The organism is Burkholderia sp. BCC1996 (assembly GCF_905339955.1).
Taxonomy (GTDB): domain Bacteria; phylum Pseudomonadota; class Gammaproteobacteria; order Burkholderiales; family Burkholderiaceae; genus Burkholderia.
This window is the reverse complement of sequence record NZ_CAJPHM010000029.1, coordinates 53,546-78,070: the sequence shown is the minus strand read 5'-3', so window position 1 is coordinate 78,070 and position 24,525 is coordinate 53,546. Positions and strand designations below refer to the sequence as shown.

General features: G+C 64.5%; 23 protein-coding genes. 5 read left to right on the top strand and 18 right to left on the bottom strand.

What is annotated here, in order from left to right; translation table 11 throughout:
* Positions 1-25 precede the first annotated feature (25 nt).
* Positions 26-310 (bottom strand): PXPV repeat protein, encoded by a 285-nt coding sequence (locus tag U4Z64_RS31250; RefSeq protein WP_044846004.1) that lies wholly within the window; start codon positions 308-310, stop codon positions 26-28.
* Positions 311-605: 295 nt separating this feature from the next.
* Here U4Z64_RS31250 and hfq point away from each other — a divergent pair, with 295 nt between their 5' ends.
* Entirely contained in the window at positions 606-1,172 is a 567-nt protein-coding gene (hfq, locus tag U4Z64_RS31245; protein ID WP_321821986.1) for an RNA chaperone Hfq, read from the top strand.
* Positions 1,173-1,255: 83 nt separating this feature from the next.
* On the opposite strand, the gene U4Z64_RS31240 is transcribed toward hfq, so the two are convergent.
* From U4Z64_RS31240 to U4Z64_RS31175, 14 genes are all read right to left on the bottom strand, one after another.
* Positions 1,256-1,963 carry a DUF2968 domain-containing protein gene (locus U4Z64_RS31240; RefSeq protein ID WP_044846006.1) on the bottom strand — a complete coding sequence of 236 codons (708 nt, stop codon included), beginning with the start codon at positions 1,961-1,963 and terminating at the stop codon, positions 1,256-1,258.
* A gap of 55 nt (positions 1,964-2,018) precedes the next feature.
* Entirely contained in the window at positions 2,019-3,410 is a 1,392-nt protein-coding gene (locus U4Z64_RS31235) for a sigma 54-interacting transcriptional regulator (RefSeq protein WP_044846007.1), read from the bottom strand.
* Positions 3,411-3,421: 11 nt separating this feature from the next.
* The gene (locus U4Z64_RS31230; RefSeq protein ID WP_321821976.1) at positions 3,422-5,452 is read right to left on the bottom strand and encodes a pilus assembly protein TadG-related protein; all 2,031 of its coding nucleotides are present in this window, start codon (positions 5,450-5,452) and stop codon (positions 3,422-3,424) included.
* A gap of 11 nt (positions 5,453-5,463) precedes the next feature.
* Positions 5,464-5,817 (bottom strand): DUF3613 domain-containing protein, encoded by a 354-nt coding sequence (locus tag U4Z64_RS31225; RefSeq protein ID WP_415750326.1) that lies wholly within the window; start codon positions 5,815-5,817, stop codon positions 5,464-5,466.
* Positions 5,814-6,656 carry a tetratricopeptide repeat protein gene (locus U4Z64_RS31220; RefSeq protein ID WP_321821975.1) on the bottom strand — a complete coding sequence of 281 codons (843 nt, stop codon included), beginning with the start codon at positions 6,654-6,656 and terminating at the stop codon, positions 5,814-5,816. The genes U4Z64_RS31225 and U4Z64_RS31220 overlap by 4 nt, the downstream gene beginning before the upstream one ends.
* A gap of 18 nt (positions 6,657-6,674) precedes the next feature.
* Positions 6,675-7,667 (bottom strand): type II secretion system F family protein, encoded by a 993-nt coding sequence (locus U4Z64_RS31215; protein ID WP_321812754.1) that lies wholly within the window; start codon positions 7,665-7,667, stop codon positions 6,675-6,677.
* A gap of 4 nt (positions 7,668-7,671) precedes the next feature.
* Positions 7,672-8,664, bottom strand: coding sequence for a type II secretion system F family protein (locus tag U4Z64_RS31210; protein ID WP_321812753.1), 993 nt, complete (start codon positions 8,662-8,664; stop codon positions 7,672-7,674).
* On the bottom strand, positions 8,657-10,018 hold the full coding sequence (locus U4Z64_RS31205; protein WP_124522577.1) for a CpaF family protein: 1,362 nt from the start codon (positions 10,016-10,018) through the stop codon (positions 8,657-8,659). Before U4Z64_RS31205 ends, U4Z64_RS31210 begins: the two co-directional genes overlap by 8 nt.
* Before the next feature lie 3 nt (positions 10,019-10,021).
* Positions 10,022-11,293, bottom strand: a complete 1,272-nt coding sequence (locus tag U4Z64_RS31200; protein WP_321812751.1) for a fimbrial protein — start codon at positions 11,291-11,293, stop codon at positions 10,022-10,024.
* Between the two features lie 60 nt (positions 11,294-11,353).
* Positions 11,354-12,685, bottom strand: a complete 1,332-nt coding sequence (locus U4Z64_RS31195) for a type II and III secretion system protein family protein (protein ID WP_124893779.1) — start codon at positions 12,683-12,685, stop codon at positions 11,354-11,356.
* 64 nt (positions 12,686-12,749) lie between these two features.
* Entirely contained in the window at positions 12,750-13,688 is a 939-nt protein-coding gene (cpaB, locus tag U4Z64_RS31190; RefSeq protein ID WP_321821974.1) for a Flp pilus assembly protein CpaB, read from the bottom strand.
* Between the two features lie 75 nt (positions 13,689-13,763).
* Positions 13,764-14,267, bottom strand: a complete 504-nt coding sequence (locus U4Z64_RS31185; RefSeq protein ID WP_321821973.1) for a TadE/TadG family type IV pilus assembly protein — start codon at positions 14,265-14,267, stop codon at positions 13,764-13,766.
* The gene (locus U4Z64_RS31180; RefSeq protein WP_321821985.1) at positions 14,267-14,764 is read right to left on the bottom strand and encodes a prepilin peptidase; all 498 of its coding nucleotides are present in this window, start codon (positions 14,762-14,764) and stop codon (positions 14,267-14,269) included. The genes U4Z64_RS31185 and U4Z64_RS31180 overlap by 1 nt, the downstream gene beginning before the upstream one ends.
* Positions 14,765-14,873: 109 nt before the next feature.
* Positions 14,874-15,077 carry a Flp family type IVb pilin gene (locus U4Z64_RS31175; RefSeq protein WP_124667732.1) on the bottom strand — a complete coding sequence of 68 codons (204 nt, stop codon included), beginning with the start codon at positions 15,075-15,077 and terminating at the stop codon, positions 14,874-14,876.
* 669 nt (positions 15,078-15,746) lie between these two features.
* On the opposite strand from U4Z64_RS31175, the gene U4Z64_RS31170 reads away from it, so the two are divergent.
* From U4Z64_RS31170 to U4Z64_RS31155, 4 genes are all read left to right on the top strand, one after another.
* The gene (locus tag U4Z64_RS31170; RefSeq protein ID WP_321821972.1) at positions 15,747-17,375 is read left to right on the top strand and encodes a collagen-like triple helix repeat-containing protein; all 1,629 of its coding nucleotides are present in this window, start codon (positions 15,747-15,749) and stop codon (positions 17,373-17,375) included.
* Between the two features lie 40 nt (positions 17,376-17,415).
* The gene (locus U4Z64_RS31165; RefSeq protein ID WP_044846019.1) at positions 17,416-18,765 is read left to right on the top strand and encodes a collagen-like triple helix repeat-containing protein; all 1,350 of its coding nucleotides are present in this window, start codon (positions 17,416-17,418) and stop codon (positions 18,763-18,765) included.
* A gap of 144 nt (positions 18,766-18,909) precedes the next feature.
* Positions 18,910-20,595: a ShlB/FhaC/HecB family hemolysin secretion/activation protein gene (locus U4Z64_RS31160; protein WP_044846020.1), complete on the top strand. Its 1,686-nt coding sequence runs from the start codon at positions 18,910-18,912 to the stop codon at positions 20,593-20,595.
* Between the two features lie 166 nt (positions 20,596-20,761).
* Complete coding sequence (locus U4Z64_RS31155) at positions 20,762-21,223, top strand: DUF2147 domain-containing protein (protein ID WP_321821971.1); 462 nt, start codon at positions 20,762-20,764, stop codon at positions 21,221-21,223.
* Positions 21,224-21,326: 103 nt separating this feature from the next.
* Here U4Z64_RS31155 and U4Z64_RS31150 read toward each other — a convergent pair whose 3' ends face one another.
* The 3 genes from U4Z64_RS31150 to lpdA form a co-directional block, all read right to left on the bottom strand.
* Positions 21,327-21,737, bottom strand: coding sequence for a transposase (locus U4Z64_RS31150; RefSeq protein ID WP_321821970.1), 411 nt, complete (start codon positions 21,735-21,737; stop codon positions 21,327-21,329).
* A gap of 144 nt (positions 21,738-21,881) precedes the next feature.
* Positions 21,882-22,979, bottom strand: a complete 1,098-nt coding sequence (gene zapE / locus U4Z64_RS31145; protein ID WP_257774136.1) for a cell division protein ZapE — start codon at positions 22,977-22,979, stop codon at positions 21,882-21,884.
* A gap of 99 nt (positions 22,980-23,078) precedes the next feature.
* Complete coding sequence (lpdA, locus tag U4Z64_RS31140) at positions 23,079-24,509, bottom strand: dihydrolipoyl dehydrogenase (protein WP_321821969.1); 1,431 nt, start codon at positions 24,507-24,509, stop codon at positions 23,079-23,081.
* Positions 24,510-24,525 lie beyond the last annotated feature (16 nt).

The following is a 24,525-nucleotide window of genomic DNA, read 5'->3' as shown; positions in this document are numbered from 1 at the left end:
GGCGTCGGCGCCACGCAGGTCGCGCTCAATCATCATCGTCGTCGTGATGATGCTTGTGCCAATGCTTGTAATAATGCTTGCGCCATTTCCGGTAGCCGTCGTCGTCCTCGTCGCCGTAGTAGCCGTATCCGTAACCCGGATAAGCGACCACCGCAGGCTGCGGCGCCACATAGACCGGCGCCGGTTCGACATAGACCGGTGCGACCGGCACGCCGATGCCCACCGACAGGTCGACGCGCCCCGCCATTGCACTGCCGGAAGCGAGCAACGCCACACTCCCGATCCACACCGCCAATCCCCTCTTGTTCATGTTCCCCTTCCCGGATCCGCCGGCCTGCCCGGCATGCGCGTGGAATGTAATCCCGCCGCGCGCCGCCAGGTGCTACGCCATTGCGAGATTCGTAACGCGACGTAACGAAACGGCACTAGCCATTCGACCGAATCGCGAAAATGCACGGGAACGTCTATAGTGGGTTACGGTTCGACACAATCACGACTGCGCGCTGGTGGAACGAACAGGGTAAAATCCCGCCAAACACTTGGTGGGCAACCACGCCACACACACGCACAACATATTCTCTGACGCAGGCTCCTGCCGCACCTCAATGGCCAATCCCGCAGAATCCCATCCGCAAAACGACTTCATCAATTCGGCGCGCAAGGAACGTAAGCGCGTTGAAATCTATCTCGTCAACGGCATTCGTCTGACGGGATGTATCGAGTCGTTCGACCAGTACCTGGTGATGCTGCGCACCCCCGTGGGTCTGCAAGGCATCTACAAGCGTGCGATTTCCACGATCCAGCTCGACACGGGCGGCTCGCGCCCGGGCGGCGGCGGTCCCCGCGGCCCGCGGCCCGGCGGTCGGCCGGGCGGCCGCGAAGGCGGCGGCCACAGCCCGTACGGCTCGCATGGCGGCTCCCGCGAATCGCGTGGCGACGGCGGCGGCTACGGCTCGCGCGAGCCGCGTGAAGGTTACGGTTCCCGTGAACCGCGCGAGGGTTATGGCGCGCCGCGCGAGCCCCGCGAAGGCTATGGCGCCCCGCGCGAAAGCTACGGCGCACCGCGCGATGCCAGCGACGCTTCGGGCAACACGTCGCCGTCCGACGCACGCGGCGGCAACGGGCCGGTGATCGTCACGCGCCGCCGGCGAATCGTGCCGGACGGCCAGTAAAACAAAAGGGCAAGCCAGGCGGCTTGCCCTTTTTTCTGGCGGATCGGCGCGGCATGTCGCCGCACCGGCCGTGCCGTGATCGCTCAGTGTGCCGTCGTCGGCAAACCTGCGTCGGCCTCCCGCTGCAGCGAACGCACCTGCTGCTGCAACGCGCGCAGTTGCGACTGAAGCGCCGCCTGTTGCGCCTGCAGCGCCGCCGTTTCGTTGCGGACGCTCTTCTGGCGATCCGCGACCGCCGCCTGCTGCTCGCGGGCGATCGAGATATCGGCCTGCAGACGCCGCGCCCGCTCCTGCGCGACTTCGATCTGCCGATCCGTCTGCACCTTCTGCGACTCCAGCTTCGCCGCACGCAGCTCGTTGACGGACAGCCGTTCCGCCTGACGCGAGAAATCGCGATAGATCGCTTCCGCGCGCGATTCGTCGTAAGTCTTGATCACGCGCCAGAACGCCTTCTGCTGGAACAACGCGACGAAATAGGAACCGTCCTTCACGCTGAACAGCTGGCTCGCGCCGTAGCTGCCGTTATAGCTGGTGCGCATTTCCGTCAGCGAATGCGCCTGGATCTGGCGCTGCAGCTCGTCAACCGTGCTCTGCCCCGTCGTCTCGCCTGCCTGCGGCTGTATCGAGGTTTGAACCTGCTGATCAATCACCGGAATCGCCGCCACCGGTGCCGACGCCTGCTGTACCGCGGGCGATGCATTGCCCGCCAATCCCTGCGCGAACGCGCCCTGCATGCCTCCCATCATCGCGAGCAACACCCACGCCCGCCCCAACCCCGTCATATGGCTCATGAATTTTGATTCCCTGCCCGTGTCGTTGTAATTCAGCGCGATTTTATCGCATTAATTATTCGCTTTCGCGGGTCTCGGGCTCTTCGTCGAAGATCTGATATTTGCGCATCTTTTCCCACAGCACCTTCCGGCTGATGCCGAGCTGCTGCGCCGTATCCTGCCGTCGCCAGCCGTTTGCGTCGAGGGCCGCGATCACGCGGCTGCGCTCGTTCATGTCCCACTTGCTGCGGTCGACGAAGACCTCCGCCACGCTCTCCGCCGGCACCGGCTGCGCCGCATTGCGCGCATGCGCGACCAGCCGCTGCAGTCGCGCGGCGTCCCAGCCGCCCGTTTGCCGCACCGTCACGCCGACGCGCTCCGCAAGGTTGCGCAGTTCGCGCACATTGCCGGGGAAATAGCTGTCCGCGACCGCATCCGCGAGCCAGTAAGGCAGGTCGGACAGTTGCGCGAGCCGTTCGTCGCCCACCACCTCCGCGACGAACGACTTGAACAGCGCGATCTTGTCGACCGCGCCCCGCTCTTCCAGCGACGGAATGCTCAGTTCGATCACCGCGAGCCGGTAATAAAGATCCGCGCGGAACAGGCCTTCCTTCACGAGCTGCGGCAGCTTCTTGTTGCTGGCCGCGACGAGACGGAAATCGACCTTGATCGGCGTCGTCGCGCCGACCCGCAGCACGGCGCCGTCCTCGAGCACGCGCAACAGCTTGACCTGCTGATACAACGGCAGATCGCCGACTTCGTCGAGGAACAGCGTGCCGCCCGCCGCCTGCTCGAAATAGCCTTTATGCGCAACAACCGCGCCGGTAAACGAGCCTTTTGCGTGCCCGAAGAACAGCGATTCGAACAGGCCGTCCGGAATCGCACCGCAGTTGACCGGCACGAATTCGCCGTCGCGGTAGCGCGAATGCTTTTCGTGGAGTAATTGCGCGATGCGTTCCTTGCCGACGCCGGTTTCGCCGTGCAGCAGCACGTTGGTGTCGCAGTCGGCGAACATATCGACCTCGTGCAGCAGCGCCTGCATCGACTCCGAGTGCGCGACGAGTTCGGACGGCCGCAGCGTATCGGCCGCATGCGCGCGCAGCTGCGTGACGAGCTTGCCGATCATCCCGCGCAGCTCGGCGCACGTGAAGTCGAGCGGCAGGATGTGCGAATAGTCGGGCGGATACTGCGACGCGTCGTGGTCGCGCGCCGCGCCGACCCAGACGACCGGCATGCCGATGTTGGCCTGCCAGTCGCGCAGGAACGCCGCGCCGGTCTCGATCATCGTCACGCTGATGATCGCGAGCGATGGCCGCAAGGCGGCGCGCTCCGGCGAGATTTCCGCATTGTCGGCGCGGATCACTTCGACGTCGAAGCTCGCCATGCAGCGGGCAACGCGGTCGACAATGTCCGCCTTGCCTTCCCAGACGTACAGGTCGAGTTCTGCGATTGCGGAGGGGGTTCTCATCGTTGATGCTTTCAATGAACGATTTGCGGGGCGTTGCAAGTCAAGCCGTGTTGAATCACGGTCAGCTGTCCGATCTGCAATCCTAATGCCGTCAGCAGTGGTGTCACCAGCGTATTGAGCAACGGATTGACTAGGCCGAGCAGCAACGGAATGAGCTGCCCCGTCAGCGGCTGAAGGATCACGGTCAGGATCGATAGATCCAGCCCCAAGACATTCAGCTGAAGCGACGGTAGATTCAACAGATTGGTCAGTTGTACGTTGAGTGTGTTGGTCGCCGTCGACGACGTGGTCCAGTTGGGCCCGGGAGACCACGCGGACGACGTACAAGCGCCGTTGCTCGGCTTGGTATTGCAGAACGAGTATTGCGAACTGTTCTGATAGACGATCCCCGTCCCGCTCAATGACAGGCTGGCGTTCAGCGCGCCAGGGGTCGAGGGCAATGGCGGCCCGCTGTAGATGGGCGTGCTGGCGCTACTCCCAACGTACGCGACGGGATTCGATACCGACAGGACGACTTGCAGAAGCGAAAAATTGCCGAGTAGTCCCCCGCCCGACAACTTGGCAACGGGAATCGTGCCGGAGGTGGACGCACAGCTCGGTGAATTGAGGTTCAGCTTGCCGCCAGTTGTTTGTCCGGCGCAAATCATCGCTACACCCGGCAACGCACCGAACGTCGCGGTGCTCGATGCAGGGGTCGATTGGCAACTCGTATTGGCCAGCCAAGCGCGCCCTGGGCCGCCCAGGACGATATAGAGCGGCAAGTGCGGTCCCGTCAGCTGAAGCGTCAATACGCCGGGAATTCCCAGTGGAGGCGGATCCGACAGCGCCTGCACATCGACGTAGAGTCCGATCTCCGCTTGCGACGCCTGCGTGCGCCAGATGCCGTTTACTTGTCCGGCCTCGCCAATTCCGATCGACGGCGGTGCCAGCACCTGCAATTGCAGGCTATTGACTCGAACCAGCGACGACACCGCTGAAATGAGCGGGCAAAACGGACTGCCGGGGCAGTTGCCTTGGCCGACCGACACCGTCAGCGCGCTGTTGTATGCCCCGACCTCCGCCGTCGTCAGCAGCAGTTGAAGCACATTGATGCTTGCGTTCGCGGCCGCTTCCGCATTGCTGCCCGAGTATTGAAGGAGACTTCCCAAAGAGATCTTGTTGGCATTGACGTTGGCGCCAACACTGTTCTTCAGCGCGGTGAGTACCGTGCCCACCGTGGTATTGCTGCCGACCGCGGTGGCGGTGAGGTTCAGGATATCCGCTACGGTCAGATTGAGACCGAGCAACTTCCCGACGCTGGCTGGACTCGACATCCCCGCGGTGCCGAGCTGTGTCGCGACGTTCGCCAACTGACCCAGCGTAACGTTTGCCCCGGCCAACGCCTGGTAACTCGCCAGACCGACATTGACGTTGGCCGACGCGCCCAGCAATCCGGTGAGCAGCGGGTCAAGAATCGCGGACGACGAGGAATTCAGGCTCGCGAGCGTCGACCCCACGCTGAACGTGTCGATTGCCGCCGCGCGTGCGGTAGCCGTTGCGGAAACAACGACCTGCCGCCCGCTCAACTTGTTCAGCAGCCCAAGGAAGAAGTAGCTCACCTGCCGGTACGCCGTCACCTGCGCCGCATTCGCCGCGGCCGACGCCGGCGTCACATAGGCGGTCGACGGATCCCACCTCCCGCAACTGACGGCAATCTGGTCCCTTCCCGCCGTAGGATTTGCCGTTGCCGTGGCGCTGATCAGCGTAACCGTATAACCCTTGTCGTTGATGTTCGCGCTCGTGGTTACATTGTTCTTCGCATCGCTCAGGCAACCAGTCGGATCGCTCGACATCGGCTGCACCGCCGCCAACGCGGCCAGGTCCGCGACCCGCTGCAGATCCCGCTTCTGCAGATACAGATTCGCGATGTCGATGACCCCGAGCACGACGATCGCGACCGTGACCCAGAGCGCTGCCATGACCACGATGGAACCGCGTTGACGTCGCTTCCCCGGCCAGCGAGCACCCCGCCGCCGAGATCCATATGGTTGATCTACGCGCATCGTCATCTCGCTTACTGCGCGCCCTGCCCGCTACCCGACATGCCACCGGACGAGCTACCAAGTTGCGTGCTCATCGACTCGGGAATCTTGTTCTTGAACGAATCGAGATAGCGCTGATAAACGAGCGACGCGACATCGCCGAGCATCGGTTGCGTCGGCGCCGCCGCGCGATTGTCTCGTTGCAACGAAAGCCACTCCTTCGTCGAACGGTCGACGTCGGATGCGGACGGTGCCGTTCCCTGTTGCGCCTGTGCGGCTGCAGTGCCCATCGCCATGCCCATGATCGCGCTCAACACCACGACGCGGCCCGCAAGCGTGTTTCGATAATATTTATTGTTCATGTCGTTCCCCGCCTGTCTGTTCATTGTGCAAACCGTTGCAGCAGCGGCACGGTCTGGTCATAGCCGAAATTATTTGCCATCGGCGTGATCGGTGCAGTCGTGGAGCGCCGCGATACCACCGGCGGCGTCGCGACCGCACGCTGCTGCGCACGTGCCGCGGCCGCGATTTTTGCGGCATCGCCGACGATGTTCTTGCGGATATCCGTCGGAAGATGCTGCTGGTTCATCAACCGCTGCGCGTCCTGCGAGCGCCCGGCAGCAAGCAGATACAGCGCGAGGTTGCTGACGATTTTCGGGTTGCGTTGATCCAGTTCCGCCGCCTTCATCAGCGGCACCCGCGCACCGACCACATCGCCGTTACGCAACTTCGCATAGGCGAGATCGGACAGCAGCGACGCGTCGGTCGGCGCGAGCTCGGACGCCTGCGTCAGGGCCTGTACCGCCTGGGCGAAATCGCCGGCCGCACCGGCGATCAGCCCAAGCCCCCGGAAACCACGCGCGGCGAGCGGCGTCTTCAGCAACTGTGTGTATGCAGCCGCGCTCGCAGCCGGCTGGTCGGTCATGCGCAGCGCATCAGCGCGCAGCAATATCGAGTCCGGCGACACGCCGTACGCCTTGTCGTATGCGTCGATGTGCGCAAGCGACGCGTAATAGAGACCCTCTGCCTGCATCCGCTGGATCAGACCGAGATACATCGCGGGCGTATCCGGCACCGCCTGTTTCTGGTCAGCCGCCTGGATCAGCGCCGCACGTTCGGTCTGTGCACCGACGCCGTACCCGCTTTCCTTGGTTGCACATGCGGCAAGGAGCAGCACCGCCATCGCCATACTTGCGTGCCTCGCCATCCTGCTTATCCGCTTCATCGTCTTTCCTTCCAACCATCAATGACGCGCCGACAGCGCATGCATCACCGCCAGAAACCCGGGCCCCGCCGTCACGATCAGCAGTGCGGGCAACAGCGTCAGGACCATGACACCTGTCATCTTCACGGTCAGTCGACCGATCCGCTCGCGCAGCATCGCGCGGCGCGTTTCGCGCAGCCGGTCGCCGAACTGCTTGAGCGGCTCCTGCACCGCGCCGCCGTGCTTGTCGACCTGCACCATCAACCGGGCAATCGCGCGCAAGTCCTCGTTGTCGAACCCGCCGGACAACCGCTGCATCGATTGGTCGCGCGTGCGGCCCGCCGCAAACTGACGCTGCGCGATTCCAACCTCGGACGACAGCACCGGCATCATCCCGCGGAAATCGTTCGTCACGACCTGCAGGCTTTGATCCAGCGACAATCCCACGCCCTGCAACAGGCGCAGCATGTCGACGAGTAAAGGCAGTTCATCGACGACGCTCTGGCGCCGTGCCGCTGCACGACGGCGCACATAGAGTTTCGGCAGCATGAAGCCAAACCCGAATGCGGCGAACATGCCGATCGTCCAGTGTCCGCCTTTCATTCGTCCACTCGCGACTACCGCGAAAAGCACCGGCACCGCGATCCCGCAAGCGATCCGTGCGATCAGAAACAGCCCGCGCGTGTGCGTGTCGACGTAACCGCATTGCTCGAGAAGACGACGATCCTCTTCCGCGACGATGTGCTTGCCGAAACCGGTATCGAGCCAGCGCATCCCCGCCGCAGACAATCGTGCGAGCATTCGCTCGATGCGCTGCTGGCCACGCATGTCCGGTCTCGCTTCCGTACGTTCTTCCGTCGAGGTCCGGAGCTTGGCCGCTTCGAGTGCTGCCATACGCTGGTCGAGCGCATCGGCCAGCGCGCGTTGGGCACGCGACGCGGCCCTCGCACGCAGCAACGCGATCATTCCAAGCAAGAGCACGCCCAGCGCGCCGAGCGCCAGAGCAATCGAGCCGATCTGAGTTGCCGTCATCGCATCACCTGAGTCGAGCCATTCGATACAACCACACGCTCCCGGCAACCTGCATCAGGAACGCGAAGACAAGGAACGTGCGTCCGTTCGGATCAATCCACATGCCTTCCAGATACTTCGGATTGGTCATCACGACAAAACTGCCGATCGCGATCGGCAGCATCATGAGCACGAACGCCGACAACCGCGTCTCCGCCGACATCGCCGCCAGTTCGCGCTCCGCCTGCTCGAGGTCGCGCATGAACACGGCCATGCGCTCGAGCATCACGTCCGCACGGCCGCCATATTTGACCGACAATCGCAGCACGGATCCGAGAAGTTCGAATTCCTTCGTCCGGTAGATCTTCGCGATATGAAGCATCGCGCGATCGATCTCGACACCCGTGCGCAACATCCGGGACACGTGGTCGAGACACCCCCGCAGCGGCTCCTCCGTCGTCAGCAGCGCTGCCTGGAATGCGGCCGGCACGCTGTTGCCGAGCGTCACCAGTCGCACGATCCCGTCGAGAAACGATGGAATCTGCCGGACGATTTTCAGTCGACGCCGCTGGATGCGCGATGTGAGCCAGATGCCGAAAATCGCGCTCCCGCAGACAAGCGCGGCGAAACACGCGAGCACGCCGCCGCGGCTGCCCGCGATTGCCGCAACCGTCACGAGAGCCGCCAGCGCGACGATCGCCTTGCCGCGTGCGCCTTCGATCCCGGCACGGTTCACGAGGTCGGTCAGATACTCCGTCGCCATCGCCAGCCAGTGCACCCAGAAAGCACCGGATGCCGCATTGCGCGCGCCACTGGATGACGACACGACACGCGGCGCAGCGGATGCTGCCGGTCTTGCAACCGGTGCCGCCGCGCGTGCGCCGGGCTCCAGCCGACTGTCGATGAAGCGCTTCGCATCGGTGCGCACGCGCCGGGTTTCCGCATGTCGCCACAGCATCAGTGCCGATGCCACGCACAGCATCGCGACCGCGAGCATCCAGATCGTTGCGCTATACATTGAAGCCCCCGCCGCGACCGAAACCGCCGCCGCCAAAGCCGCCGCCGAAACTGCCCAGGCCGCTGTTCGTCAGCGTCTGGCGGAAACGCGCGAGCTTCGGCGAATGCGGATGAATGCCCAGCGACTCCCAGTGATCGACTTCCTCGCCCTCCGGCGTGACGCGCGCTTCGTAGCGATACAGCTCCTGCGTCGCGATGATGTTGTCGGACAGCCCAGTCACCTCGGTGATCGACAGAATCCGGCGGCGCCCATTCGACAGGCGTCCGATCTGCACGATGAAGTCGATCGCGTTCGCGATCTGGCGACGCAGGCTCGATTCGGTCCCCTGGAAGCCCGCGAAGCCGGCGAGCATCTCGAGACGGTACAGGCACTCGCGCGGCGAACTCGCGTGCACGGTGCCCATCGAGCCGTCGTGGCCCGTGTTCATGGCCTGAAGCATTTCGAGCACTTCACCGCCGCGCACTTCGCCGACGATGATCCGGTCCGGACGCATCCGCAGCGTATTGCGCAACAGATCGCGAATCGTCACGACGCCACTACCGTCGAACCCGCCCGGCCGGCTTTCGAGCCGCACGACGTGCGGATGGTTCAGCGACAGTTCCGCCGTATCCTCGATCGTCACGACACGCTCGGCCTCCGGAATGTGGAACGCGAGCGCATTGAGCAGCGACGTCTTGCCCGAGCTCGTGCCACCCGACACGAGCACGTTGCAGCGGGCCTCGACCGCCGCCTCGAGCAATGCACCGATCTCTTCGTTGTACGTGCCGTTGCCGAGCAAGTCCGAAGGCTTGAGCGGGTCCTTGCGGAATTTCCGGATCGACACGATCGGGCCGTCGATCGACAGCGGCTCGATCACGACGTTCACGCGGCCGCCGTCGGGCAGTCGCGCGTCGACCATCGGGTTCGATTCATCGAGACGGCGCCCGATCGGCGCGAGGATCCGGCGCACGATTCGCAGCAAATGCGCGTTGTCGGTGAAGCGCACCGGCAGCTTCGCTAGGATCCCGTGACGCGACACGTACACGTCGTTGTAGCCGTTGATCAGGATGTCCTCGACCGCCGGATCCGCGAGCAGATCCTCGATCGGCCCGAAGCCCGCGAGTTCCTTCGTCAGCGCCTCGGCGATCGCACGCACCTCGTTCTCGTTGAGCGGAATGCGGCGCAGGCGCACGAAGCTGTCGATCTCGAGATCGACGAACTGATTGATCGCCTGGCGCGACCATCGGCCGAACTCGGCGCCCAGTTCTTCGATACGCGTCAGCAGGTGCTCGTGCGCGGCATTCTTGATGTCGTGGAATTGCTGCGTCTGGGAGAACGGCGCTGCGCCGTCGGCGAATTGAATGTCGTGTGCCATCGGTTACGACCGCTTGGACGAAGGTTGAATGAAACGTTTGAGCGCGGACAGGCCGGGCGCCGCGCGCGACGCGCCCGCCATGCCCGATACGCCGGGCAACCGCGCGGCGAGGGATTCGAGTGCGCGCACGTAAGGATCACGCTCTGCCGCATCGACGATGAGCCGCCCCTGGTTCGCCGCATGGCCGATCGCGACGCGGCGCGCGGGCAAGCTGCCGACCAGCGACAACCCGAGACGCTCGGCGATCTGTCCGGGCATCAGGCCCAGCGCGGGATCGTACTGGTTGACCACGAGCTTGACGCGATCGGTATCGACGCCCCCATCGCGCAACCCGGTGATCAGGTCGGCGGCCGAAACGATCGATGCGACGCCTTGATCGCAGACCAGCCACGCCTCGTCGGCCGATGCGGCGATCTGCGTGACGAACTCGCGATTCGAGAACCCGCCGAGATCGACGACCTGCTGGTCGAAGAACGCACGAAAACGGTTCAGCAGGCCGACGCATGACGCATAAGACACGTCGCGCAACCCGCCCAGGTCCGGCGGCAGCGTCGTCAGCGCGACACCGCTCTGATGCCTCGTGAGCGCGGTGTTCACGAACGTGCGGTCGATGCGGCGCAGGTTCTGCACCGCATCGATGAAATGAAATTCGCAACGCGTGTTCAGAAACAGCGCGCCGTCGCCGGCCGGCAACCCCAGGTCGATCAGCGCGGTCTGGCGGCCGGCCGGCGCACCGCCGTCCGTGCCCGCCGCACCCGGCCCGAGTGCCCGCTTCTGAAGCCAGACCGCGAGGTTCGCTGCGAGCGTGCTGACCCCCATGCCCGCGCGCGCGCCGAGCAACGTGACGACCTTGCCGTGACGGCTCGTCGGCTCGCCGACGTGGGACAGCAATCCACGCGTCGTCCGCAGTGCATCCTCGGCCGATGCCGACACGTCGATGAAATCGCGCACGCCCGCGCGCAGTGCGGCAAGCGTGCTCTCCGGCTGGGTGAGCGAGCCCAGCGCGACGATCGGCAACCCCGGATGTGCCGCGCGTACCGTGGCCGCAGCGACGCTCGCCGCTTCGCTGCGTTCGGAGAAATCGATGAACACGAGCGCCGGATTGAGCCCTGTGATGCGCTGCGCAAGCACGCCCGGCTCCAGCGACGCGGCCTCGACCGCACCGGCCGACACCAGCGTATCGGCCAGCCAGCGCACATGCGCTTCCTTTGTCGATGCGCAAACGAAGTAGTCGGTCACGGCGGGTTCACACAACGATTGGGTTCGTGCATTCATGTCGAACACCCCCGATTACGCAAGGCGTAGCAATGTGCCACGACGCGCAATGCATCAGATTCATTTCGAAAACCCCGGTGCCGCATCCGGCGATGCCGCACCGCCCAGGTAGGATCGCCATACCGGCCCGTCGCGCTGCTCGGACAATTCGCCAGGCGTCGCAGGCAGCACCGCCCCCTTCGCAATCGGTGCGACGAGATGCGGTGTCACGATGATCAGCAATTCCTTGTCGTTCTGCTGGTAGTTCAGGTTCTTGAAGAACGTGCCGATGATCGGCAGGTCGCCGAGCAGCGGCACCTTGCTCACGTTCGACATCGTCTGGCGATCGATCAGGCCGCCGATCACGAAACTCTCGCCATCGCCGAGTTCGACCGTCGTGTCGGCACGACGCGTCGTGATGCCCGGCACGGCGACACCGCTGATCGTCACGCTGTTCACGAAATCGAGCTGGCTCGATTCCGGCGCGACCTTCAGCGCGATCCGGCTTGGGCTCAGCACCGTCGGAGTCAGCGACAGTCCCACACCGTATTGTTTCCACTGGATCGCGGTCGAGCCAAGCCCCTGCGGCGACGGAACCGGGATCTCGCCGCCGGCGAGGAAGCTGGCGCTCTGGCCGGACAGCGCGACGAGCGTCGGCTCCGCGAGCACGCGCGCCAGATTGTTCGCTTCGAGCAGCGACAGGTCGGCGAAGATGCCGCGGCCTGCTGCATTCACGACCAGGTTGAATGCAGACGCAACCGGTGCGCCGAGCGTCGGAATATACCCGGCCGTACCCGGGCCCGACGCGCCGTTATACGACTGCACGCCGCCCGGCGAAAACGAGCCGAACGAAAAGCCGTTGCTCTGCTTGAAGAAGTTGAAGCCGACCTGCTTGAGCACCGAGCGGCTGAATTCCACGACCCGCACGTCGACCTGCACGACATTCTTGCCGGCCAGCGTCGAACGATCGATCACCGTGCCTTTCGGGCTCATGTTCTTGGCGACCGCCACGGCACGTTCGTGCGCATCGAGCGATGCCGACGTTCCCCGCAGCACCGACGTCCCGCCGTATGCCTTCACCTGCGGCGTCGAACCGTCGAGCACCGCTTGCGCAGCAGCATCGACGACTTCGACACTCCACACCGTCGGCTCGTCGTGACCGCGCTCCCACAACATCACGTTCGTTGTACCCGGCGCTTTCGCGGTCAGCAGCACGGAACCGGTACGACTGCCCTTCATGATCAACACGTCGGCGATCGCGGGATCGCCGACTGCGACACGCTGCAGCGCACGACCTGCAGAAATCTGCCGCTGCGCGCCGACCGCGAGTTCAATCGTGCCGCTCGCGCTTGCAGTGGATGCGAATGTCAAGGTCCAGAGAGCAATCGCGAATGCAGTCAGTATGTTTTTCATTGTTTGTTGGGCCGTCGCACGGCCTTTACTTGTCGTCGCAGATATCGATGGCCACCGATGTTGTTCAATATGCAACCGTTTCCGAGCGGCCGCCGCGGATCAGCTCGATGCTGCCGCCGCCGCTACCGCCTCCGACGGATCGCCCTGCCGGCGGCAAGCGCGATGGCAGCGGCGGCACATTCACGTTGGCCACCGCAGTCCTCGACGTACCGGACAGCTGTTGCAGCGATACGCCGACCGCGGCAAGCGCCGACGGCGACAACTTGTTGTCCGTACGCACCGCCACCGTCTGCATCGCAAGCTCGTCGTCGCGCGGATTGCGCAGTGCGAGCGTCAGCCGACCGCTCGCCTCGCCGAGCGTGAGTGCATCGACCTGCGCCGTCGGCACCGCGAGCACCGCGATGCGCGTATTGCTCGGCTGGCCGTTATTGCCGTTCGTGTTGCTGCCGCTGTCGCGCTCCGGCGTCGCGTCGCCGAACGACAGCACGCGCACCTTCGACATCAGGAGCCGCGCTTGTGTCTGCGAGACTTCGCCGTCGAGCATCCCGCCGCCCGCCTCACGCTTCAGGTTCACGAAGACGTCGACGAAGTTGCCGGGCCGCAGGCGATTGCCGACCGCATTGGTCTCGTCGACACGAACCGCAATCGCGCGCTCGCCCGGCTGCACGTCCTCGGCAAGCCCCGACACCAGTGCGTCCGACACAACCGGTGCCGACGCCGGGATGTCTCTCACCGGAACGCGACCGACCAGGGCGGCCGGATCGGAAAACGCACCTGCCGGCGCAGGAGCAACTGGTTGAACCTTCAACGCATCGGCGGCAATCGGCTGCCCCATCGGCAGCGCGCGCGTCGCGATAACCACTGACACCGGGCTCGCAGCGATAGCCTGTTGCACGGGGATGGGACTAGGCGTACTGCGTCCAAGCATCCAAGCGTAGATTCCAAGCAGAACAGCGATCGCAATCAGCAACCCCGCGATGATTTTTGTCAGATTGTTGGCCATGTTGATATCGGAATGCCGGAATCAGGTTCTGGAGCGTGATGACGGTCGGGCGACTCGATCAAGTAGGATTGCGATTCAGAGCATGCTTGGCTGAACTTGCACGGTCGCACTACTCTGCAACTGCGGCGCAGTGAACAGGAATATCCACGGGATCAGCGGATTCGCCGCGTATGAATAGGTCGTTGTCACCATCACGTTGAATGCGGCGGTGGACGTCGATGTGAATGTCCCGCCGCAGGTCACGCCGGGCGTCGACGTGGGCGACGGTATCGAGGTGGACACCTGCGCGGCGAAACTGACGTTCTTCGACCACGGTGCGCCGCCCAATGCTTGCGTCACGGCATTTCGCGCATTGACCTGCAGGCGGTCGCACGGCGCCGACGTGTAGTTCAACGCAGCGCGCGCGCCTTCGGATGCCGCGAATGTCAGGCTTTGCTGGATGATGAACACCATCCCGAACGTGACGATCGCGTAGAAAATCAGGAAGAACAAAGGAAAGACGACAGCGAACTCAACCGCCGCCACTCCCCGTTGCCGCCGCCATGCGGACGGCTGGCGCGCTTGCGTCCCCCGAGCCATCACATTCCCCTCACATACATAAGATGCAGAAGCCAAACAGCCGCGGGTATAACGAGAAAGGCCGCGTAGGGCGTCGCGCGACGGCCGCCGAGCGTCATTGTGGGCATCGTGCGCTTGTACAGCAGGGAAACAGACGTCCGCGACAGCAGCATTAACCAAAGCGCGTGCAGCCCCCCGGCGAGACTCGCGACAACCCAAAGCCACAACAATGCTTGCGCACCACACCATGCACCCAGTACGGCGAATACCTTAACGTCGGCCGCGCCCATGACGCGCAATGCGAACAAGGGCGAAAAGCAAATCAGCCCTACGAGCGCGCCTGCCAATGATTGAGAGAGGGAAATTCCAAACGGATTTCCGGAGATCGTCGCGCCCACCAGTGCGGCCACCAAACCGAAAATGACGAGTGAATTTCGAATGCGCCGAAGACGGATATCACTGGCCGCGACAAATACCGCCCAGCCCAGGAATGTCCCGCAGAAAATAAGACGTACCATCACGCCGCGATCGATCCCGGCCAGATCGGCGGGCGAACAACTAATGCAGTCCGCCCGCTGCCCGGCCGCAAGATGATTTCCGGAACCCGCGCCCTCTCACCCGCCGCGATTAACTCGAAGCAGCCGCAGTCCAGCACGTGCTGCTCGGCGCCGAGACACAGGTACCAATTTTTGAGAAGGTACTGCTGAGATTGGACCCCACCGAGGAGGCGCCAGCGATGATGGCAACAGCAATCAGACCCGCAATCAGCCCATACTCGATTGCGGTAACCCCGTCTTCTTCCTTGAGGAAGCGCTTGATGAGTGCTTTCATTTTTTAATTCCTCGTGCCTGTATGTACGTTTTTTGGCCTTTTATACGTTGTACATCCCCGCATATCGGGCCCTTGCCCCGCGTCGTTCGCTACAACTAAGTAACGACAACCGGATGCGCTTTCTTTATATGTCACCCCGAGGGGTATGTATCACAATTTGATGCAAGTTAACATTCGCGATAGTGACCCTCCTCGAACGTCGTGTACCGAGCTGTACATTTCCTTACACCTGCTCCGGATTCTATATCCGATCGTATTTAACTTCCAACCTCTTTTAAGACCGGATCGAAAAAACTTTCCGGGAGCACAGCCGTATTTGTACGGCGTTTCGGTACGACTTACACATAGGACTTACGATAGGTTAGATGTGCACACCTAATCCACCAGTAAAACAGCCGGAGCGCCCGCCAGGCCTGCACGCCCGCCCACGTTACGCCGCACGCGTAACGCCAATGTTGTGACGTTACGTTACGAAACGGCCGAAACCGTTCTCATTCGACCGTTCTTAAACAGATTCAACAATCTTTCAGTTTGCCTAAATCCCTTTTCCGACAAGGAATTGCCCCGTTTAAAACCAATCGTCGAACCGTCGGCCATCGAAATGGCACGACAGTTGCAGAGTAGTCCCCGCATCACTCAACACAACATCAGCTTCAATGCGAGGACGAAATGGACATTCAGGTTATCCCTCATGGCACGCTCCGGACGACTATGATCGCGGCCACCGTGGCAGCCATGCTTTCCCTCTCCGCGTGCGGCGGCTCCGGTTCCATCAGCAAGGGGCTCAGCGGCGGCTCCAGCTCGGGCGGTGGCGACTCCGTCTCGACGTCGGGTGGCGGCACCTCGGGCGGCACGTCCGGTTCGACGAGCGGCAGCACGTCGGGCGGCACCAGTGGCTCGACCAGTGGCAGCACGAGCGGCTCGACGAGCGGCAGCACCAGCGGCTCGACGAGCGGCTCGACGAGCGGCACGACGAGCGGAACGTCCAGCGGAACGAGCGGCACCTCCGGTGTGTCGTCGAACGCAGTGGGTCAGGTCCTCGCAAGCGGCAGCAATCTCGTCACCAATCTCGGTGGCACCGTGTCAAACCTCGGCGGCGTCGTCGCCGGCCAGTCGTTGCCCGGCGTCAACCCGGCCACGACGCAAGCGGCGGGCGGCATCATCCAGAACGTCGGCGGCGCGGTCACTGCACTCGGCAATGGCCTCGGCAACGGCCTCGGCCAGCTCGGCGCAACGAAAGACCCGGTCGGCGTCACGGTCGCCAGCACCGGCGGCGTGGTGAACCAGCTCGGCGGCGCAGCCACGCAGACCGGCAACCTGGTCACGAGCCTCGGCAGCGGCCCGTTGTCGCCACTCGCTCCCGTCACCGGCGCCGTCGGCGGCCTCGTGACGCAGGTCGGCAACGCGGTTTCGAACGGCGGCACCACGCTGTCCAACGTGCTGTCGACCGGCCCGATCCAGCAGGTCACGCAGACGGTCAGCTCGGCGATCACGCCGATCACGACGATGGTCGGTCAGACGACGCAGACGATCGGGACGGCCACCGGCCTCGGCGCCCCTGTCAACACGCTGCTCGGCACGATCGGCAACGGCCTGAACCAGGGCGGCGCGGTGATTGCGTCGACGGGCGGCAATCCCGTCACGACCGGCCTCGGCAGCACTGTCTCGTCGACCGGCAATACCGTGAAGGCCGTCGGCGGCCTGCTCACGGGCGCCACCGGCGGCGCGACCAACCCGCTCGCGCCGCTCACGGGCCTGCTCACGACCGTCACCGGCACGCTCGGCGGCGCAACGGGCGGTACGAGCGGCGGCCCGCTCGCTCCAGTCACCGGCCTCGTCTCCACCGTCACCGGCGCACTCGGTGGCGCAGCCGGCGGCACGAGCGGCGGTCCGCTCGCTCCAGTCACCGGCCTCGTCTCCACCGTCACCGGCGCACTCGGCGGCGCAACGGGCGGCACGAGCGGCAGCAACCCGCTCGCTCCGGTCACCGGCCTCGTCTCCACCGTCACCGGCGCGCTCGGCGGCGCAACGGGCGGCACGAGCGGCGGTCCGCTCGCTCCGGTCACCGGCCTCGTCTCCACCGTCACCGGCGCGCTCGGCGGCGCAACGGGCGGCGCGGGCGGCAGCAACCCGCTCGCTCCCGTGACGGGCGCCGTGTCCGCGGTCACCAGCACGGTCGGTGCCCCGGCACTGAGCGGCACCACGGGCGCCGTCACGAATTCGGGCTCGGGCTCGAACCCGCTCGCGCCTGTCACGTCGCTGCTCGGCGGCCTGCTCGGCGGCACGCACGGCAAGTAATCGAACATCCATTCATCGACAAGACAGCGAGGAGTCCATCATGTCCCAGCAACGTTCCATCACGACGGCCGCCCTGCGCCAATGGCGCGCGCCCCTCACCGCTTTCGCCGCAGCGTGCCTGCTGGCCGCCTGCGGCGGCAACAGCGTCAGCACGCCGCCGACGAGCAGCAATGCCGGCAGCAGCAGCGGCACGAGCGGCACCAGTGGTACGAGCGGCACCAGCGGCTCGTCCACCGGCACCAAGGGCGCTGTCAGCACGATCGGCCAGACGGCAACCGACCTCGGCAGCACGGTCGGCAACATCAGCGTGCCCGGCCTCGGCGACGGCGTGACGAAGGGTGTCGGCAGCACCGTCTCGAGCACCGGCACGATCATCAACGCGGCTGCCGATGCGTTGAGCAACGGGCTGGGACAGACCGGCTCGATCAAGGATCCCGTCGGCACGACGGTCGCCGGCCTCGGGAACGTCGTGGGCGCGACGAGCAACACCGTGTCCGGACTGAGTTCGACGGTCAAGGCGCTCGGCACGGGTCAGCTCGCGCCGCTCGCCCCTGTCACGACGCCGGTCGGAACCGTGCTCGACACGGTTGCCAACGGCCTCTCGGCAGCCGGCACGACGATCGGTTCGACGCTGTCGTCGGGTGCCGTGCAGCAGGTTACGCAACCGCTCAGCTCGGCGATCACGCCGCTGGTGATCACCGCAGGCCAGGTCACGCAACAGGTCGGCACGACCACCGGCCTCGGGCAGCCCGTGTCGGGCCTGCTCGGTCAGGTCGGCGGTGCAATCAGCTCGGCGGGCACGAAGGTCGCAAGCACGTCTAACCAGCCGCTCGTCGGCGACGTCGGCCAGCTCGTCACCGCGGTCGGAAACACCGTGACCAACGCGGGCGGCCTCGTGAACCCGAACGGTCCGAACGGCGCGGCACCGATCCCCGGCCTGCTCACCAGCCTCGTCGGCGGCTCGACGGCTACGGTCCAGAACGGCACGTCGTCGGGTTCCGGCTCGACGAACCCGCTCGGCGGCCTGCTGTCCGGCCTCGGCTCGACGCCGCTCGGTTCGCTCACGGGTGCGGTCGGCGGCGCAACGGGCAGCTCGGGCAGCAATCCGCTCGCGCCCGTCACGGGCCTCGTGTCGACGGTCACGGGCACGCTGGGCGGCGCAACGGGTGGTGCAGGCGGGGCAAACCCTCTCGCGCCCGTGACCGGTTTGCTGAATACTGTCACCGGAACAGTCGGCGGTGCAGCGGGAACCGGGGGTTCGTCGAGCCCGCTCGCACCGGTCACGTCGCTGGTCGGCAGCGTGACGGGTGCGGCATCGTCGGGCAGTTCGACGGGTCTGCTGGCACCGGTCACGGGGCTGCTGGGCACGCTGGGTAGCGTCGGCAAGTAAGGAGGACGATCGCGCCTTTGCAGCCGGAGCAGGAGGCGCGGCCGTACCAATACAACCGGCAATGCGGCACGCGGCGCGCGACACCCTGGTGTCGCGCGCCCGCATTAGAAAGAAGATGAAAAGCAAGGCCTACGAGGAAGAACAATGAAATCCAGACTCGACAGATGGATGATGCTGCTCGCTATCGCGGCGGCAGGCACGGCACATGCACAAACGCGCGCGGCAGGTAACCCGCTCGATTCCCTCCCCCAGATCAACGCACCGCAGAAAGGCCCGAGCGTCACCGTGCAGGTCGCGCCGCAGGCACCGCAACTGCAGGAACTGCTGTCGCGGCACCTGACGCCGACGACGTTCCAGGTGGAAGGCGTGAAGTCGGTGCCGTTCGACGAAATCTCGCGTCGCTTCACGCCCCTCGTCGGCAAGGACATCACGATCGGCGAGCTGATCGAAACCGCCAACGGCGTGACCAAGCTGTACCAGGATCGCGGCTATGCGCTGTCGTTCGCGTTCATTCCCGCGCAGACGTTCGAGAACGGCGTCGTGCGCGTCACGGTCGTCGAAGGCTATGTGTCGGACGTCAAGGTGACCGGCAAGCCCGGCGCGATGGAATCGAAGATCCGCGCGATCGCCGCGCACATCACGGCCGATCGCCCGCTGCGCCGCGCGACGTTCGAACGCTACGTGAACACGTTCGGCCTCCTGCCCGGCGTGTCGGTGAAGGCCAATGTGCCGCCACCGCAGACGACCGACGGCGCAACGACGCTCGAACTGGCCGTCGACCGCAAGGCATTCAACATCAGCACCGGCATCGATTTCAATCACCCGGGCGTGCAGGGGCTCATCACCGCAACGGAAAACGGCCTCACGTCGTTCGGCGAGCAATTGAGCATTTCCGCGCTGGTGCCGCCCGGACGCGACAAGCAGACCTACGTCGCATTCAGCGGTGCCGTGCCGGTCGGCAGCAGCGGCCTGGTCACGCGCCTCGACGCCAGCACGTATCGCGGCAAGCCGACCGACAACCCGGGCCTGCCGTCGACCGTCGAGCGCACCGTCAAGAACGAGAAGCTCGGTCTTTCGGCATCCTATCCGTTGCTGCTGAACAACCAGCGCAGCCTGCTCGGCACCGTGTCGGGCTATGCGTCGCACAACGAAGACCGCTACCAGAACAAGATCAGCGGCAACAGCATCGATACACGCTCGCAGGTCCGCGTGCTGCAGATGCAGCTCGACTACACGAGCGTATCGGCCAAGCAGGTACAGAAGCTGAGCGTGAACGTCGCGAAGGGCTTCAACATTCTCGGCGCGTCGAAATCGCAGGACATCACGATCGGCTCGAACACGACGTCGGTGGACAGCCCGATCTCGCTGACGTTCGTGCGCACCGGCGCGACCTTCACGCAAACCAATGAATGGCCGTTCAAGATCGGCACGTCGGTCTCGCTGACCGGCCAGTACAGCCCCGACTCGCTGCCGACGTCGGAGCAGATCTCGTTCGGTTCGACGCGCTATGCGCTCGGCTACCAGCCCGGCGAAACGTCGGGCGACTCGGGCTGGGGGATGTCGCTGGAGGTCAACCGCGGATTCACGCCGGGCTGGACGTACATGAAATCGATCACGCCGTACATCGCGTACGACATGGCGCGCGTGTACCTGCATACCGGCACGCCGTCGCCGAGCCGCCTGTCGTCGGTCGGTATCGGCGTGCGGTTTACCGACAGCCGCTACTACAGTCTCGATCTGAACATCGCGAAGCCGGTCGGCGATGCACCGGTTGAAAGCGCATCGCGCAGCCCGCGCGTGAATGCCGCGTTCTCGTATCAGCTCAACTGATCGGTCACCAGACAGCCTGCGTCTCGCGGGCCGTTTGGATTAGAACCCCCTCTATCAAACGCGGCGGGCGGTTTCACGTATTCTGGCAAAGCTCGCAACATGCCACCGTCCCATGCAGACGGTCGTGCGGGCGCATCGAACACGACATGAAACAAGGAGGAAGACGATGATTCAACTGACCCGCCCGTTGCGCGCACTGGCCATCGCGAGTGCCCTGCTCGCTTGCGCCGCCCCCACCTTCGCCCAGGCCGACAGCCCCATCGGCATGTGGCAGACGATCGACGACAACACGCATCAGCCGAAGGCGCTCGTGCAGATCGCCGACGACGGCGAAGGCTCGCTGTCGGGCAAGGTCGTCAAAGGCCTCGGCGCCAATGACACGCCCGATCGCCGCTGCACCGCATGCACGGACGAGCGCAAGGATCAGCTCATCAAGGGCATGACGATCATCAAGGCGATGAAGAAGGACGGCGATCACTGGGACGGCGGCAACATTCTCGACCCGGAGAACGGCAAGGTCTACAAGTGCAAGATGTCGCTCGAAGACGGCGGCCAGAAGCTCGTCGTGCGCGGCTATATCGGCGTATCGCTGCTCGGCCGGTCGCAGACCTGGGTTCGCGCACAATGACGCAACGCGCGTCGACACGCGCGACGCGATAAAAAAATCGGCCTGCGACGACGTCGTCAGGCCGATTTTGTTTTGACGCCGACGTGCATGAAACCGATCGACATCACGCTGCGCGCTTCAGCGCATCCGCCGTGTAGCTGCGCGGCGTGCGATAGACCGGCGCCACGGCACTGCGCACCGCCGCCGCCTTCGATTGCGCGTGCTTGCGCATCCGCGTGGCCAGCTGGTCGCACAGCTTCGCGCCTGCGTCGCCATACAACGCGTGCATCACCTGGCGCAGCGTGCCGGTCTCGTGCCAGACCTTGAAACGGCGGTGGCAGGTTTGGTACGAAGGGTAACGACGCGGCATCGCGGACCAGGTCGCGCCGCTATAGATGATCCACAGCACGCCGTTCAGGACGGCGCGTGTGTTGGCCAATGGTCGGCCGCGCAACTCGGTGCGCGGCTGCATTTCGGGCAAAAACGGCGCAACGCAGCGCCACTCATGGTCGGTCAGATCGCGATACGGTGTCATGGATATCTCCAGCCTTGGGAACCATGACGCAACGATATCGGCTGACCTCAACCGTGAACATAAGACGAGTCCGAAAATACCCGGAGATTGCGGGAATTTGACCGGAATTGACCTTTGAAGCCCGCCGCTCGCCGGCAACCGCGATCAGGTCAGCGAAGTATCGACGATACGACGCGGCGTTTCGAGGTATTCCTTCGACTGCATCTCGACGATCCGCGACACCGTGCGCGTGAACTCGTTCGCCATCGGCCCTTCGACGTACAGCTGCTCCGCCGGCACCGCCGCGGACATCAGCAGCTTGACCTTGTGGTCGTACAGCACGTCGATGAGCCAGGTGAAGCGTCGCGCCTCGGACGCCATCCGCGGCGACATCTGCGGCACTTCCGACAGCACGATCGCATGGAAGCGGCTGGCAAGCTCGAGATAGTCGTTCTGTGAACGCGGGCCGCCGCACAGCGTCGCGAAGTCGAACCAGACGACGCCGTCTGCCTTGCGCAGCGCCTTCAACTCGCGCTTCTCGATATGCAGGATCGGGCTTTCGTCCGGCACCGCGGCGAGCTTCGCGAACGCATGACGCAGTTCGCGATCGGCGTCCGCGCCGAGCGGCGTGTGGTACATCTGCACCTGCGCCAGCGTGCGCTGGCGATAGTCGACGCCCGCGTCGACGTTCAGCACGTCGAGCTTTTGCTTGATCAGCGCGATCGCCGGCAGCATGCGGTCGCGATGCAGGCCATCGGGATACAGATCGTCGGGATCGTAGTTGGACGTCATCACGAACTGCACGCCGTTGTTGAAGAGGCGATCGAGCAGCCGGTACAGGATCATCGCGTCGGCGATGTCCGACACGTGGAATTCGTCGAAACAGATCAGCCGGTAGCGTTTCGCGATGCGCCGCGCGAGCTCGTCGAGCGGATCGGCCTGCCCTTTCAGCTCCTCGAGTTCGCGGTGGACTTCACGCATGAATTCGTGGAAATGCAGGCGCGTCTTGCGCTGCACGGGCACCACCGCATAGAAGCTGTCCATCAGGAAGCTCTTGCCGCGGCCGACGCCGCCCCACATGTAGACGCCGCGCGGGAGGTCCGGATGATTGATGAGCTTCTTGAACGCGTTCGAGCGACGCGCCTTGTACTCGACCCACTCGTCGAAACATTGCTGCAGGCGGTCGACGGCCGCGCGCTGGGCGGGATCGGACTGATAGCCGCGCGTGGTCAGTTCGCGCGTGTAGTATTCGGTGACGTTCATCGGGCAAACCGGAAAGAACGAAGGCGAGCGGGAAACCCCCGCCCGCCTTCGTCATGAGACGGCTGCACCGGCCAATGGCCGGCCGGCGCTATACCGCGCTCAGCTGTTCAGCGAGCGCTTGTCGACGGCGAGCGCCGCTTCGCGCATCACTTCCGACATCGACGGGTGCGGATGGCAGATGCGGGCGATGTCTTCCGACGCCGCCTTGAACTCCATCGCCACCACGGCTTCCGCGATCAGGTCCGACGCGTTCGCGGCGATCACGTGCACGCCGAGCAGTTCGTCGGTCTTCGCGTCCGCGATCATCTTCACGAAGCCGTCCGGCGCATTCATGCCGAGCGCGCGGCCGTTGATCGAGAACGGGAACTTGCCCGACTTGATCTCGCGGCCTTCGGCCTTCAGCTGCTGTTCCGTCTTGCCGACCCATGCGATTTCCGGGTACGTGTAGATCACCCACGGAATGCAGTTGTAGTCGATGTGCGGCTTCTGGCCGTCGATCACTTCCGCGACCAGCACGCCTTCGTCTTCCGCCTTGTGCGCGAGCATCGGGCCGCGCACCACGTCGCCGATCGCGTAGACGTTCGGCACCGCGGTACGGCAGTGGTCGTCCACGTCGATGAAGCCACGCTCGTTCGCCTTCAGGCCGATTGCCTCGAGGCCGAGGTTGTCGGTGTTCGGCACGCGGCCGACCGACACGATCAGGCGGTCGGCGTCGAGCGTCTGCGCGTTGCCGTCCTTGTCCGTGTAAGCGATCGACACGTCGTCGGCGGTCGTCTTCACTTCGCCGATCTTCACGCCGAGATGGATGTCGAGGCCCTGCTTCTTGAACAGCTTGGCCGCTTCCTTCGCGAGCGCTTCGTCGGCTGCACCGAGGAATGCCGGCAGCGCTTCGAGCACCGTCACTTCGGCACCCAGGCGACGCCACACCGAGCCGAGCTCGAGGCCGATCACGCCTGCGCCGATCACGGCGAGCTTCTTCGGCACCGAGTCGAACGTCAGCGCACCTTCGTTGTCCGACACGATCTTGTTGTCGACGGGGATACCCGGCAGGTGACGCGCCTTCGAGCCCGTCGCGATGATCACGTTCTTCGCGGTGACGACTTCGGTTTCACCCTCGCCGCTCACTTCGATCTGCACGCCGGCATCGGTCTTGCCGGTGAACTTGCCATGGCCCTTCAGCCAGGTGATCTTGTTCTTCTTGAACAGGAACTCGATCCCGCTCGTCATCTTCTCGACGATCGCATCCTTGCGGCCGAGCATCTTCGCGACGTCGATCTTCACGCCGTCGACCGTGATGCCGTGGTCGGCCAGGTGATGCGACGTGTTCTCGAACTCTTCCGACGAGGCGAGCAGCGCCTTCGACGGGATGCAGCCGACGTTCAGGCAGGTACCGCCGAGCTTCAGCGCGCCGGCCGGGTTCTTCCACTTCTCGATACACGCAACGGTCTTGCCGAGCTGCGCGGCGCGAATCGCGGCGATGTAGCCGCCGGGGCCGGCGCCGATCACGACGACGTCAAATTCCTTGGACATGACAATCCTTTCTACT

Coding starts and splice junctions, on each gene's coding strand:
- U4Z64_RS31250 (WP_044846004.1), bottom strand. CDS start 310: ATGAACAAGAGGGGATTGGCGGTGTGGATCGGGAGTGTGGCGTTGCTC.
- hfq (WP_321821986.1), top strand. CDS start 606: ATGGCCAATCCCGCAGAATCCCATCCGCAAAACGACTTCATCAATTCG.
- U4Z64_RS31240 (WP_044846006.1), bottom strand. CDS start 1,963: ATGAGCCATATGACGGGGTTGGGGCGGGCGTGGGTGTTGCTCGCGATG.
- U4Z64_RS31235 (WP_044846007.1), bottom strand. CDS start 3,410: ATGAGAACCCCCTCCGCAATCGCAGAACTCGACCTGTACGTCTGGGAA.
- U4Z64_RS31230 (WP_321821976.1), bottom strand. CDS start 5,452: ATGCGCGTAGATCAACCATATGGATCTCGGCGGCGGGGTGCTCGCTGG.
- U4Z64_RS31225 (WP_415750326.1), bottom strand. CDS start 5,817: ATGAACAGACAGGCGGGGAACGACATGAACAATAAATATTATCGAAAC.
- U4Z64_RS31220 (WP_321821975.1), bottom strand. CDS start 6,656: ATGAAGCGGATAAGCAGGATGGCGAGGCACGCAAGTATGGCGATGGCG.
- U4Z64_RS31215 (WP_321812754.1), bottom strand. CDS start 7,667: ATGACGGCAACTCAGATCGGCTCGATTGCTCTGGCGCTCGGCGCGCTG.
- U4Z64_RS31210 (WP_321812753.1), bottom strand. CDS start 8,664: ATGTATAGCGCAACGATCTGGATGCTCGCGGTCGCGATGCTGTGCGTG.
- U4Z64_RS31205 (WP_124522577.1), bottom strand. CDS start 10,018: ATGGCACACGACATTCAATTCGCCGACGGCGCAGCGCCGTTCTCCCAG.
- U4Z64_RS31200 (WP_321812751.1), bottom strand. CDS start 11,293: ATGAATGCACGAACCCAATCGTTGTGTGAACCCGCCGTGACCGACTAC.
- U4Z64_RS31195 (WP_124893779.1), bottom strand. CDS start 12,685: ATGAAAAACATACTGACTGCATTCGCGATTGCTCTCTGGACCTTGACA.
- cpaB (WP_321821974.1), bottom strand. CDS start 13,688: ATGGCCAACAATCTGACAAAAATCATCGCGGGGTTGCTGATTGCGATC.
- U4Z64_RS31185 (WP_321821973.1), bottom strand. CDS start 14,267: ATGGCTCGGGGGACGCAAGCGCGCCAGCCGTCCGCATGGCGGCGGCAA.
- U4Z64_RS31180 (WP_321821985.1), bottom strand. CDS start 14,764: ATGGTACGTCTTATTTTCTGCGGGACATTCCTGGGCTGGGCGGTATTT.
- U4Z64_RS31175 (WP_124667732.1), bottom strand. CDS start 15,077: ATGAAAGCACTCATCAAGCGCTTCCTCAAGGAAGAAGACGGGGTTACC.
- U4Z64_RS31170 (WP_321821972.1), top strand. CDS start 15,747: ATGGACATTCAGGTTATCCCTCATGGCACGCTCCGGACGACTATGATC.
- U4Z64_RS31165 (WP_044846019.1), top strand. CDS start 17,416: ATGTCCCAGCAACGTTCCATCACGACGGCCGCCCTGCGCCAATGGCGC.
- U4Z64_RS31160 (WP_044846020.1), top strand. CDS start 18,910: ATGAAATCCAGACTCGACAGATGGATGATGCTGCTCGCTATCGCGGCG.
- U4Z64_RS31155 (WP_321821971.1), top strand. CDS start 20,762: ATGATTCAACTGACCCGCCCGTTGCGCGCACTGGCCATCGCGAGTGCC.
- U4Z64_RS31150 (WP_321821970.1), bottom strand. CDS start 21,737: ATGACACCGTATCGCGATCTGACCGACCATGAGTGGCGCTGCGTTGCG.
- zapE (WP_257774136.1), bottom strand. CDS start 22,979: ATGAACGTCACCGAATACTACACGCGCGAACTGACCACGCGCGGCTAT.
- lpdA (WP_321821969.1), bottom strand. CDS start 24,509: ATGTCCAAGGAATTTGACGTCGTCGTGATCGGCGCCGGCCCCGGCGGC.